Annotated in this window: 16 protein-coding genes and 1 pseudogene; 14 read left to right on the forward strand and 3 right to left on the reverse strand. The window is 43.9% G+C overall.

Annotation, left to right across the window (positions count from 1 at the left end):
• The first annotated feature begins 227 nt into the window (after positions 1–227).
• The 5 genes from ACLD71_RS06570 (at position 228) to ACLD71_RS06590 (ending at position 2,778) form a co-directional block, all read left to right on the forward strand.
• Positions 228–689: a RidA family protein gene (locus ACLD71_RS06570; RefSeq protein ID WP_137672511.1), complete on the forward strand. Its 462-nt coding sequence runs from the start codon at positions 228–230 to the stop codon at positions 687–689.
• Complete coding sequence (locus tag ACLD71_RS06575; protein WP_411993716.1) at positions 689–1,018, forward strand: TfoX/Sxy family protein; 330 nt, start codon at positions 689–691, stop codon at positions 1,016–1,018. Before ACLD71_RS06570 ends, ACLD71_RS06575 begins: the two co-directional genes overlap by 1 nt.
• A gap of 13 nt (positions 1,019–1,031) precedes the next feature.
• Complete coding sequence (locus ACLD71_RS06580; RefSeq protein ID WP_411993718.1) at positions 1,032–1,574, forward strand: N-acetyltransferase family protein; 543 nt, start codon at positions 1,032–1,034, stop codon at positions 1,572–1,574.
• Positions 1,575–1,626: 52 nt separating this feature from the next.
• On the forward strand, positions 1,627–2,073 hold the full coding sequence (locus ACLD71_RS06585; protein WP_303514721.1) for a YaiI/YqxD family protein: 447 nt from the start codon (positions 1,627–1,629) through the stop codon (positions 2,071–2,073).
• 144 nt (positions 2,074–2,217) lie between these two features.
• A complete protein-coding gene (locus tag ACLD71_RS06590; RefSeq protein ID WP_411993720.1) occupies positions 2,218–2,778 on the forward strand; it encodes a pyridoxamine 5'-phosphate oxidase family protein in 561 nt (186 codons plus the stop codon).
• A 33-nt stretch (positions 2,779–2,811) separates the two neighbouring features.
• Here the strand turns inward: ACLD71_RS06590 and ACLD71_RS06595 are convergent, their stop codons facing one another.
• Positions 2,812–3,303 carry a MarR family winged helix-turn-helix transcriptional regulator gene (locus tag ACLD71_RS06595; RefSeq protein WP_137672506.1) on the reverse strand — a complete coding sequence of 164 codons (492 nt, stop codon included), beginning with the start codon at positions 3,301–3,303 and terminating at the stop codon, positions 2,812–2,814.
• Between the two features lie 143 nt (positions 3,304–3,446).
• On the opposite strand from ACLD71_RS06595, the gene ACLD71_RS06600 reads away from it, so the two are divergent.
• The 4 genes from ACLD71_RS06600 (at position 3,447) to ACLD71_RS06615 (ending at position 7,219) form a co-directional block, all read left to right on the forward strand.
• Positions 3,447–4,439, forward strand: coding sequence for an ABC transporter substrate-binding protein (locus ACLD71_RS06600; protein WP_411993722.1), 993 nt, complete (start codon positions 3,447–3,449; stop codon positions 4,437–4,439).
• A 63-nt stretch (positions 4,440–4,502) separates the two neighbouring features.
• On the forward strand, positions 4,503–5,402 hold the full coding sequence (locus tag ACLD71_RS06605; RefSeq protein WP_137672504.1) for an ABC transporter permease: 900 nt from the start codon (positions 4,503–4,505) through the stop codon (positions 5,400–5,402).
• Complete coding sequence (locus ACLD71_RS06610; protein ID WP_411993724.1) at positions 5,395–6,627, forward strand: quaternary amine ABC transporter ATP-binding protein; 1,233 nt, start codon at positions 5,395–5,397, stop codon at positions 6,625–6,627. Before ACLD71_RS06605 ends, ACLD71_RS06610 begins: the two co-directional genes overlap by 8 nt.
• Positions 6,628–6,796: 169 nt before the next feature.
• Positions 6,797–7,219 (forward strand): GNAT family N-acetyltransferase, encoded by a 423-nt coding sequence (locus ACLD71_RS06615; protein ID WP_411993726.1) that lies wholly within the window; start codon positions 6,797–6,799, stop codon positions 7,217–7,219.
• Between the two features lie 47 nt (positions 7,220–7,266).
• Here ACLD71_RS06615 and ACLD71_RS06620 read toward each other — a convergent pair whose 3' ends face one another.
• Positions 7,267–7,779 carry a hypothetical protein gene (locus tag ACLD71_RS06620; protein ID WP_411993728.1) on the reverse strand — a complete coding sequence of 171 codons (513 nt, stop codon included), beginning with the start codon at positions 7,777–7,779 and terminating at the stop codon, positions 7,267–7,269.
• Between the two features lie 672 nt (positions 7,780–8,451).
• On the opposite strand from ACLD71_RS06620, the gene ACLD71_RS06625 reads away from it, so the two are divergent.
• From ACLD71_RS06625 to ACLD71_RS06635, 3 genes are read left to right on the forward strand one after another with little or no spacing between them, the layout of a single operon-like run.
• Positions 8,452–8,985 carry an N-acetyltransferase family protein gene (locus tag ACLD71_RS06625; RefSeq protein WP_411993729.1) on the forward strand — a complete coding sequence of 178 codons (534 nt, stop codon included), beginning with the start codon at positions 8,452–8,454 and terminating at the stop codon, positions 8,983–8,985.
• Positions 8,986–8,987: 2 nt separating this feature from the next.
• Positions 8,988–9,236, forward strand: coding sequence for a DUF2164 domain-containing protein (locus tag ACLD71_RS06630; RefSeq protein WP_137672499.1), 249 nt, complete (start codon positions 8,988–8,990; stop codon positions 9,234–9,236).
• Between the two features lie 22 nt (positions 9,237–9,258).
• Positions 9,259–9,951 carry an aspartate/glutamate racemase family protein gene (locus ACLD71_RS06635; protein ID WP_137672617.1) on the forward strand — a complete coding sequence of 231 codons (693 nt, stop codon included), beginning with the start codon at positions 9,259–9,261 and terminating at the stop codon, positions 9,949–9,951.
• Between the two features lie 117 nt (positions 9,952–10,068).
• On the opposite strand, the gene ACLD71_RS06640 is transcribed toward ACLD71_RS06635, so the two are convergent.
• Positions 10,069–10,269, reverse strand: coding sequence for a cold-shock protein (locus tag ACLD71_RS06640; protein WP_137672498.1), 201 nt, complete (start codon positions 10,267–10,269; stop codon positions 10,069–10,071).
• 307 nt (positions 10,270–10,576) lie between these two features.
• On the opposite strand from ACLD71_RS06640, the pseudogene ACLD71_RS06645 reads away from it, so the two are divergent.
• A pseudogene (locus ACLD71_RS06645) lies at positions 10,577–11,368 on the forward strand (PhzF family phenazine biosynthesis protein).
• 34 nt (positions 11,369–11,402) lie between these two features.
• Positions 11,403–11,759: a VOC family protein gene (locus ACLD71_RS06650; RefSeq protein ID WP_137672497.1), complete on the forward strand. Its 357-nt coding sequence runs from the start codon at positions 11,403–11,405 to the stop codon at positions 11,757–11,759.
• Positions 11,760–11,771: the final 12 nt, after the last annotated feature.

An 11,771-nucleotide genomic window follows, 5' to 3' on the forward strand; every position in this document is an offset into this window, starting at 1 on the left:
TGTGGTAATTAGGTATGCATGGCCGCACTTGTGGCGGGCGTGCAGCTTACAGTAAGTTGCTAGTGAGTACCATGCTTGGGCTAGGCTTCTGGCTTAATCTTGGCATTTAATTCGCGAGTTTTTTAGTTAATTAATGCCAGTGGCCTAGATTACGTCGAATAAACGGTAATCATGCTAGTCTGAAAGACACTATTACTTGCTCTTGTACCAGCATATAAGGAACCAATATGAGTATAGCCGAGCGATTGGTTGAGCTAGGAATTACTTTGCCCACACCTACAGGACCTGCAGCAAGCTACAGTAATTGCGTGCAAACCGGTAACTTGCTTTATGTATCGGGCAAGGGGCCGGTTGCTGGATTAGCAAACATTCCAAAAGGAAAGCTAGGCCGCGAATTTAGCTGCCAGCAGGGGGCTGATTTTGCTCGTGTAGCGGGTTTAGACATTTTGGCCGCAGTACAGCAGCACCTAGGTTCCTTAGACAAGGTGAGTAGAGTGGTGAAGCTACAGGGTTTTCTAAATGCTACCGAGCAATTCGAGCAACACCCAGAAGTGCTCGATGGTTGTTCAGCGTTAATGGTAGAAGTATTTGGTGAGCGAGGTCTGCATGCGCGCTCGGTATTTGCTGCGGTATCACTCAGAGCAAACTTACCGCTGGTGATTGATTCGATATTTGAGGTGGCTGAGTAATGGCTTTTGATTCAGACTTGGCCAACAAGATTCGACTGCAGCTAAATGACAAGGTGGAGATTAGCGAACGAAAGATGTTTGGCGGTTTGTGTTTTATGGTAGCAGGGCACATGGCCTGTGGTATTAACGGCGATAGGTTGATGGCACGAGTTGGGCCGAACCAATATCTTAGCTGCTTAAAGCTTGCACATGCCTCAGAGATGACTTTTACCGGTAAACCGATGAAGGGCATGATTTATGTGTCTGCTGAGGGTTTGCTCACTGCAGAACAGCGCGAAAAATGGTTAGACTACTGCCTTAATTTTGTGCATAGCCTCGCGCCCAAATAGAAGGAAAATGGCAGTGATATCGATTGAAGCTAAGCACGATCGTACTTTTATTTTGCGTTTAATAGAGCGGGGTGACGCTGAAGCTTTAGGTGCTTTTTTCCAAGGTTTAAGCCCCGCAACCACTTGCCGCTTTGGGCCGCATCCATTAACTCAGCAGCAAGCTAAACACTTATGTGAAGCCATTAGCACTGATAGCGCAGAACGCTGGGTGATTATGGATAAAGACCTGGTTGCGGGTTACTTTATTGTTGAGCGTCACATATCGTCAGAGGAAGCTGAGCGTTACAGTCGCCAAGGCGTAAGCTTACAGGCTGAATTAGACGTAATTTTTGCGCCGTGTATAGCCGATGCATATCAAAATGCAGGTTTAGCTTCTGCAGCCATTAAACCTTTGATGCGACATGTTAAGCAGCAAGGTGCGCGAAGCTTAGTGTTAATGGGCGGGACTCAAGAAAGCAACCATCGCGCGCGACATTTTTATAAGGCTTGTGGTTTTGATGAATACGGTGGCTTTCATACCGAGATTTATAATATCGACATGCGAGCGATCTTGTAATCAATCATTAATTTGGCATAGTAGCCGCACGATTGTTGAAGAGTAATTATAAATGAAGATTTGGGTAGATGCCGACGCCTGTCCGGTGGTGATTAAAGAGATACTATTTCGTGCTGCCGAGCGCACCCAAATTCCTCTTATCTTGGTGGCGAATCAATACATAAAGACGCCGCCTTCAAAAGTTATTTCTAGCTTACAGGTGAGTGCTGGTTTTGATGTAGCCGATAACGAAATTGTGGCACGAGTGAGCGAAGGTGATTTAGTGATTACTTCAGACATTCCATTGGCCGATGAGGTGATTACGAAACAAGGCCAAGCACTTAGTCCCCGCGGTGAGCTGTATACGAAAAGCAATATTAAATCGCGACTTAACATGCGTGATTTTATGGACACCATGCGCTCCAGCGGCGTGCATACTGGCGGGCCAGCTGCGCTTAGCCAAGCCGACCGAAAAGCCTTTGCTAGCCATTTAGATTCTATTCTCGCCAAACATAAATAAGGCTATAAGCGCTGGACGTTCCCCCGTCATTTTAGCTTGTTTATCAAGGTGCTTATTGGGTTAAAGCGTTGATAGATCACTGAACTGTCATCACTTGTTGATAAACTAAACCACTTGCGTTTAGGTTTTCTAGGATGACAACTAATGGGTAAACAGTTTAGTGCGATGATCCCCCCTCACGTCGAATTCATCGAACAACAACAGATGTTTTTTGTGGCAACAGCAGCGCCAAGCGGAAAAGTGAACCTGTCGCCAAAAGGTATGGACTCGTTTCGAGTGCTAAACAAACACCAAGTGGTGTGGCTAAACTATACCGGCAGTGGCAATGAAACTGCCGCTCATGTGAGCCAAGATCCACGCATGACGATTATGTTTTGTGCCTTTGAAGGCAAACCCGTTATCTTGCGTTTATACGGACAGGCGACAGCGATTCATCGAGGAGATGAATGTTGGCAAAGTTATAGTCAATTATTCTCTAACCTAAATGGCGCCCGGCAACTCTACTTGTTGGATATTGATATGGTGCAGAGCTCGTGCGGAATGTCGGTGCCATTTTACGACTATGTAGCGCCTAGAGAAGAACTAAGTCAGTGGGCAGATAAGCAAGGTGAGAAAGGTATTGAGCAATATTGGGCGAAGAAAAACCAGCAAAGCTTAGATGGGGTTGATACCCATATCCTAGCCTTATCAAAAATAACTGACTAAATCCTGAATTAGTTTGAGTTGAAAGTAATTTTCTTAGCGTTGTAGATCTTTTACCGGCGCTTCAATGTCTAATAATGGGGCTGCATCAATCGCTTCTGCATCCATCATTGAAGCAATATGTTGCATAGACGAGAGTATTTGGGTCTTCTCCCAATCTTCTAGGCTCTCAAAGCGCTGAATAAATTCTTCGTGCAGTAATGGCGGCACAGTAGTAAGAATATCGTGGCCGCGGCTGGTAAGGCGTGGGTTTACAATGCGTCGGTCAGTGGCACAGCGTACTCGCTCAATCAGCTGCCGCTCCTCCAGTCGATTAAGAATAGTGGTTACTGTGGCTTGACTCAATGAGACTTGGTCGGAGAGGCGTTTAACATTAACGGTGCCCATTTCTTCAATTGCCCGTAATACCATCACTTGCGGAATGGTTAAGCCACAGGCTTTTACAATGCGTTTGGATTGTAGGTCGGTAGCGCGGATAATTTTCCGTAAGGAAATCAACACGTCTTGCCAGTAAGCAGATTTTTGCATAACTATTTAAATGCTTTTTTGGGGTTTTTCGGAGTATATCCCATACTCAAACCAGAGGGTATACACATTAGTTAGTTTGAACTCTAATTATTTGAAGTGTATGATTCTTAACGCTAAGAAAGCACACAGGGAAGGATAGGGATATGAAGTTAAGATATGCAGCACTGCTTTTAGTGAGCGGATTTGCTCAAGCTGAAGACAGCTGTGGCAGTGTTACCATTGCAGACATGAACTGGAGTTCTGCAACCGTTATTGCCAACGTAGATAAATTTATTCTGGAACATGGTTACGGTTGTGATGCCGAACTTGTACCAGGCGACACCATGCCAACCACCGTTTCTATGATGGAAAAAGGCGAACCTGATATTGCTCCTGAGTTATGGAGTAACTCTGCTAAAGAAGTATTAGATCGCGGCGTAGCAGAAAAGCGTATTCGCTTTGCGGGTAAGTCATTGTCTGACGGCGGTGAAGAAGGCTTTTGGGTACCTAAGTACTTAGTTGAAAAGTACCCTGAAATTGCCACTATCGAAGGCGTTAAGAAACACGCTAAATTATTTGTTCACCCTGAAAGTAAAGAGCTATCTGGCTTTTACGGCTGCCCAGCGGGTTGGAACTGTCAAATTTCTGCAAGTAATTTATTTGATGCTTTAGAACTAGAGAAGTCAGGTTTTGAACTGATTGATCCAGGTTCGAGTGCGGGCCTTTCAGGTTCAATTGCTAAAGCCTACACCCGCGAACAAGGCTGGTTTGGTTATTACTGGGCACCTACTGCTGTGCTAGGTAAATACGAAATGGTTAAAGTGGATACTGGAAACGGTATTGACGAGCAAGAATTCTTGAACTGTACCACTCAAGAAGATTGTGAAAACCCTAAAGTAACCATGTACCCACCTTCGCCAGTTCACTCTGTAACGACGGAAGAGTTTGCCACTAAGGCGCCGGCTGCTTATGACTACATTACTAAGCGTTCATTCACTAATGCTGAAATGAATAGTTTATTAGCGTGGATGGAAGAAAGCCAAGCGGATGGCGATGCAGCAATGTATCACTACTTAACTGAAAACCCAGAAAGCTGGAAAGCTTGGGTATCAGATGAAGTTGCCGCCAAGGTCAGTAAAGCTTTAGCCAGTATGTAGTTTAAGTAACAAAAAGGCCAACCTCGGGTTGGCCTTTCGCGTTTTTAATAGAGGTAGTTATTTATGGCGGATTCGTCATGGTTGGAACGTTTTCCACAAATGAGTCGAGCCGATCTCACCGTTATTCGTAAGTCTTTAGATGGTGCATATCGTAATTTTTCCCGAGAGTATGGCGAAGCCATCGAATCATTTTTTGAGCCCCTTTTACAGTTTTTAGTTTGGTTTGAAAAATTGCTTATTACCACTCCGTGGTGGTTAGTATTGATTGTGTGTGCAGGTTTGGTTTATGCCGCGAGTCGTTCTTGGAAGCTCGTTATTGGCTCCGTAGTATCACTGCTACTGGTGGGTTACTTCGGCATGTGGGAAGACATGATGCGAACCATGAGCATCATTACCGTGTGTACTATGCTGGCCATTGCCTTAGGTATTCCTATTGGCATTGTGATGGCCCGTTCTAATCGAACCCAAGCAATTATTACCCCTATGCTAGATGTTATGCAGACGCTGCCAGCTTTTGTATACCTGATTCCGGTAGTGATGCTGCTGGGCATTGGTAAAATTCCTGGGGTGATCGCGGTGGTTATTTACGGTATTCCTCCGGTAATTCGTTTAACTAATTTAGGCATTCGTTTGGTGGATAAAGAGGTGTTAGAAGCCGCTACAGCCTACGGTGCGAGTACCACGCAACGTTTGTTTGGGGTGCAGATCCCCTTGGCGATGCCCACCATTATGGCGGGAATCAACCAAACCATTATGATGGCTTTATCGATGGTGGTGATTGCCTCAATGATTGGGGTGAAGGGTTTAGGCCAACCTGTATTAAAATCAATTACCAATCAGTACTTTACCTTGGGTTTACTCAACGGATTAGCGATTGTAGCGCTGGCGATTATATTTGACCGTGTCTCACAAGCCTACGCTAAGCGCACCCAAGCACATCTTCAAGGATTTAAGCATGACTGAGCCGCTAATTAAAATTCAGGGCTTATACAAGCTGTTTGGTGAAAATCCGAAGCAGGTGATGCCGCGAGTAAAGGCCGGAGAACCTAAAGATAAAATTCTGGCGGAAACTGGTCACACTTTGGGTCTTAAAGACATTAACTTAGAGATACAGCAAGGCGAAATTTACGTAATAATGGGGTTGTCTGGTTCTGGTAAATCGACCTTGATCCGTCACTTCAACCGTCTGATTGACCCTACCGAAGGGGTGATTAGCATTGAGGGCACTGACGTAATGAAGCTGAGCAGTAAAGAGCTGCAAGATTTCCGCCGTCATAAAATGTCGATGGTATTCCAACGTTTTGGTTTGATGCCACATCGTAGTGTGATTGAAAATGTCGCTTATGGTTTAACCGTGCAGGGCGTGCCTAAAGAGCAGCGTTTAGCAAAAGCCCAAGAGTGGTTAGATACCGTGGGCTTAAACGGGTATGAGCAGCAATATCCTTCGCAACTTTCAGGTGGTCAGCAGCAGCGTGTAGGTTTAGCACGTGCCTTAAGCACCGATGCAGAAATTTTGCTAATGGATGAAGCCTTCTCAGCCCTTGATCCGCTGATTCGAAGTGAAATGCAAGATCAGCTGATTGAACTCCAAGAAACCCTGCACAAAACTATTATCTTTATTACTCACGATTTAGATGAAGCACTGCGCATTGGCGACAAGATTGCTATTTTGAAAGATGGTGAGGTGGTACAGCAGGGCACGCCAGACGATATTCTGTTAAATCCCGCTACCGATTACGTTGAAGCTTTTGTAAAAGACGTAAACCGAGCTCGGGCGCTTACTGTAGAAACGGTAATGCGGCCTCCTGCGCGGCGAATTACGGCTGATACTATTGGCGAAGCATTGCAGCAAATGAAAAAAATCAAAGGCGACTACGCTTATCATGTTACCGAGGATGGTTACCAAGGCATTGTGACGCAAGATTCGCTTGAGCAAGCATCGAAATCAAATGCTGATGAGCAATTCGAAACGTGTGAGTATCAAGACGTGCCGACTATTTCACCAGACGCGGCCATTGAGAGTGTTATAACCGACAGTTTAGAAAGTGATTTCTCATTGCCTGTAGTAGATGATGACGGCAACCTCAAAGGTGAGTTAACTCGCAAGTCGGTGGCCGAAGTATTTGCCGAGCCTGAAGAGTCGGAAGTAGACGCTGATTCTAATAAAGAAGCGCTTGTTTCGAAATAAATGTGTCAACAAGTCTTGCTAAAATCGTTTAGCAAGACTTGAGTTTATCCCTTCCTTGTAAGCCGTTTTTATAGGGCTTAGCTAAATACCTTAGTCTTAAATTCAAGCATCCATACTCAACGTTGTGCTGCTATAGGTAGCATGGTTAATCCTTTAGAGAGCCTATAGAATGCAAGTGAGCTTACTGCAATCTGATACTGAATTAGGGCAAGTGGCAGATGTTATGCTGGTGCTTCGCCCAAGCTTCACCAAAGCTACATTGATTGAACAAATTAAGTTGCAGCAGCAGCAGGGTTATCAGTTGAGTTACTTAAGTGACCAGCAGCAAATTGTTGCAGTCGCCGGTTTTGTGATTGCTTGGAAGCTATCTTGGGGCAAACACCTTTATTTGGATGACTTAGTGACACTGCCAAATTGCCGCTCGAAAGGTGTTGGAAAGCAGTTGCTGCATTGGCTAGAAGACTATGCCAAGCAACAACAGTGTGAGCAGTTTCATTTGGGATCTGGGGTACAACGCTTTGCTGCTCACCGATTTTATCTACGTCATGGCTTTGATATTAGAAGCCATCATTTTACCAAGCAACTAAGTTAAGCAGTACTTTTCAATAACAACAAGGTACAAGCTGTTGCCTATTTGGCTTAACGCATTGCTAGGCCAGCGCTTTGTGCGCAAAGTTGCTTCATCCGCTCGTAAGTAGCTGTAAAGCCTTGTAAAGATACTGATGTGGTTTTTAACTTCAAATTTGCTGTTAGTGTAGGTTGCTGAGAAAACTGCAAGTATCTACCTTGTTTTAGTTGGGTAATTTGTTCTTGAGAGCTAAGGCTATAATTGAATTGGCTAAGCTTAGTTTTCAGTTGTTTGTGGTCAATGGATACGTGCTGTTCAGGTGCTTTAATCACATTGTGTTTTACCGATACCGCGCCATTATTCGCGCAGCTAAGCTTTAAAATTGCGTAACCATCAATAATCCCCACCAGACCTTTTATACGCGCCGGGCGATCACCTAGACTGGTGTTGTAATAGTGGTAGTTAATTTGCGCGTTTGAATTAATGAATTCAGATGGCGTGGACTCTACTATGTGGCTATTAAAGCCCCAGCAGGAGAAGGACAGAGTGCTAAGTGTCCCTAATAGTATTGCTAATGTTTTCACGAAAGTTCCTTGATAAATAGCTCTATAATTCGTTTACTTATTAACCTATCTGTCCGTTTTTTTTGCACTATACTTTGGTCTAATTTGTCCTACAATACTTATGATCGAAAAACTAGCAAATGTGTGTTAGTGCTAACGCTTTAGAAGCAACTTTTGTTTACACATTTGAGTAATGTCGTTTGAGGGTAATAACGCTAGTTGGATGTGTAGAGCTCAAGTATAGAATTCGCTTAAGGTTAAGCGCTGCCAATCCGGTGGTCACGTCGATTATTTGCTGACCTCTCCTCTACTTTCGATGCTGACGGCGCACTCTCGTTAAGAGAACGAAGGGTTTAAGTCACTAAGTTGGGCACAGCTACTTTTTATCATTCGGTGTTGGTGGAGTTTACGGCGAGCAACGGCCACACAAGATGTCGTGCTTCTAGCAGGTTAAGCGGTATAAACATTCCCCTTCTAATCTTGGGAAAATGTTTTATTGTGGGTGTAGTTTAGTTCTGTTTTAGAGTGCTTATAGCCCCGCTTAGTTTCAACATTGAAGCATATTCTTGTGGAAGGATAGTCATCAAATTTTTTTCTTTCGTCTGTATCAAGTTGGCTTTGTTTTTAAGTCGCTGATAGTCGAGCAAGTTGTTTGGTGAATACAGAGCGGTATTCGATAGGAAAAGGATAACCATGATCAGAGATGCACTGTTAAGTGATTGCCCGCAAATTTGCAGTATTTACAATTATTTTATTGAAAACAGTCGTGCCACCTTTGAAGAACGGCAAGTTGAGCCTAGTGATATCGCTTCGCGGGTTGTAACTCTGCAAAAAGAGCTGCTGTGGTTGGTGTACGAGCAGAAAGGTGAGATATTGGGTTATGCCTATGTGAGCCCTTGGAAAGGACGCAGTGCCTATCGCTTTTCCGTTGAAAGCTCCATTTATGTCGCGCATAGCACTGCTGGCAAAGGAGTTGGTACTCAGCTGTACCAAGCTTTGTTAAACCGCCTTCAGGATTATCCTATTGCTACTGTTATCGCGGGTATTGCTTTACCTAACCCTGCTAGCGTGGCTATTCACGAGCGCTTGGGTTTTCATAAGGTGGCTGAGTTTGAAAAGGTAGGGCGAAAATTCGGCGAATGGGTCAATGTGGGTTATTGGCAGCAGCAAATTAAAACCGAGCAACAAATAGATGAATTGGAACAACGAGTTCTAGAGGAATGTTAACCATGTCTGCTATTGAGTTTTCAGTTGATCAAAAACGCGCATTAGTGAGTAAAGTCCAAAGTTATTGTGAGCAACAGTTAGATGTTGAAATTGGTCAGTTCGATGCAGAGTTTCTATTGGATTTTTTCTCTGAAGAAATTGGCGCATTTTATTACAACCAAGGCTTGCAAGATGCACAAGTAGTAATGCAAAAGCGTATCGATAACATTGCAGACGATCTATATGAAATAGAAAAGCCTACCAAATGGTAGCTGGGTGAGCATTGAGGTTATGATGAAAACAATTGGCATTATAGGCGGCATGAGCTGGGAATCGAGCCTAATGTACTACCAGCAACTGAATCTTGCCGTTAAGCATGCAAAAGGCGGCTTACATTCAGCCAAAATAAACCTAGTCAGTGTCGATTTTGCTGAAATAGAACGCTTGCAACATCAGGGGGATTGGCAGGCTTTAGCTGAAAAAATGCTCGCTGCTGGTTTGTCGGTTCAAGCCTCAGGCGCAGATTTTCTGCTAATTGCTACCAATACAATGCACAAAGTAGCAGAAGATGTAGAGCAAGCTTTGAGTATTCCTCTGCTGCACATAGCTGATGCTACTGCGAGCGAGTTGCTTAAAGACGGTGTTAAGCGAGTGGGTTTATTAGGCACTCAGTTCACTATGCAGCAGGATTTTTACAAAGGTCGCTTGCAACAGCGTGGTTTAGAAGTGTTAGTTCCCGACGATGTTGGTATGGCGTTAGTACATAACATTATTTATCAAGAGTTATGTCAGGGGAAGGTGTTAAACAGCTCTAGAGATGTTTATTTGCAAGAAATGGAAAAGCTTAAAGCCGCAGGGGCAGAGGCTATTATTTTAGGATGTACTGAGATTGGCTTGTTGGTGCAGCAATCACATACCGCTATTAGGCTTTACGATACTACCGCTATTCATGTTTCCGCAGCTTCGCAGTTTGCTTTAGCGGATTGATCGCTATGTTTACTTTTCTACAGGCAATAAAAAACGGCCAAGCAGGCCGTTTTTTTAGCTTAAAGCTAGTGTCTAACTAATCAAAGACTAATTGGATACTATGCCTTAAAGAGCAGCTTAAGCAACAGTTACGTTAGCAGCTTGAGGACCCTTAGGACCTTCTTCTACTTCAAACTGTACTTCTTGGCCTTCAGCTAAAGTTTTGTAACCGTCGCTTTTGATAGCGCGGAAATGTACGAATACATCTTTACCATCTGGACGCTCGATGAAACCAAAACCTTTTTGCTCGTCAAACCATTTTACGCGACCTGTAGCCATGAGTAATCTCCAAAATATAATAAATAAAACTTACACCAAAAACGGGTAAGTTAAAGGGTGCCGAAAGATGCAGAAATTACTTACGAACAAACAGGTATGAAATCTAAGAAATCAACGCATTTGTATGGGGCATAAATATCCGCTGTAACCTTTACCAGCGAGCGAAGTGTAACGTATATTGGATTAATGTAAAGGTGTATGTGTGATCTTTCGCTCACTGTTCAGAGGAGTGCGTCTTGTAAAGTTGACGAGCTCATATCTCTACCCCAGTTGACAATAGGCAATTAGTCTAATGACAAGGAACACAATGAACTTGAAGATCCATCAAGTGGATAGCTTTAGCCAAGACTTATTTAAAGGTAATCCGACAGCGGTGATCATTCTTGAACGTTGGCTGGAAGACGCGTTAATGCAGGCGATAGCAATAGAAAACAACTTGTCTGAAACCGCGTTCTTAGTACCTCTCGCGACCAACTATTATTTTATCCGCTGGTTCTCGCCTATTTGTGAAATTGATTTTTGTGGACAAGCCAGGCTGGCAGTTGCACGCGTTCTCTTTGAAAACAATACTGAGGCCTTAGAACTAAGATTTGCGACTTCTAAAGTGGGAGAGCTAAGCGTACGCCGTGCGGAAAACCATTTAATTGCTATGGATTTTCCCATTCACCTACCTCAGCCAATACAAGAGATTCCAGATGCTCTATTAAATGGAGTATCGATATAACCGAGTGAGGTTTTGCGAAATCAACAGGCTTATTTCCTGGTCTATGATCAGCAAGCGTAGGTTGAATCGATAGTTATTGATGAAGTGTTAATTAAAACCCTTGGTCCTTATGATGTGGTTGTTACCGCTAAAGGTCGTGATTACGATTTTGTATTGCGTTACTTTTGGCCTGCCAATGGCGGATATGAAGATCCAGTTACTGGGTCTATTTATATTGGACTTACACCATTTTGGGCGGCGCGTTTAGATAAAAAGAAAATGGTGGCTTACCAAGCTTCGAACCGTGGTGGCGTATTGCATTGCAAGTTAAATGCGCAAAGTGTCACTGTTGCTGGGCATGCTACAACCTATATGCAAGGCACTTTGTTTATGTAAGTGCTAACCCAATTAGCTTTCAAGGAGTGAAATAATGAATCAGCACGAAAAGCTGAACTACGTAGAGTTCCCCAGCAGCGATCTCATCGCCACTAAGCGGTTTTTCAGCTCCGTTTTTGCTTGGCAGTTTGAAGATTTTGGTGAGCAATATACCGCGTTTTCTGGGCAGGGTTTAGACGGTGGTTTTTTTCAAGCGCCGTTAAAGTCGTCAACCGAAAACGGTGCTGCCTTACTGGTGTTTTATAGCCAAGACTTAGAGCAGACTCTTTCTAAAGTAGAGCGAGCTGGCGGGAAGGTAGTTAAAGCAATTTTTAGTTTCCCCGGTGGGCGACGCTTTCATTTTTGCGAACCTAGTGGTAACGAATTTGCAGTGTGGTCTGAGCTTGAGTAACTCCCAACCTAT

This window comes from Agarivorans sp. DSG3-1 (assembly GCF_046774965.1).
Taxonomy (GTDB): domain Bacteria; phylum Pseudomonadota; class Gammaproteobacteria; order Enterobacterales; family Celerinatantimonadaceae; genus Agarivorans.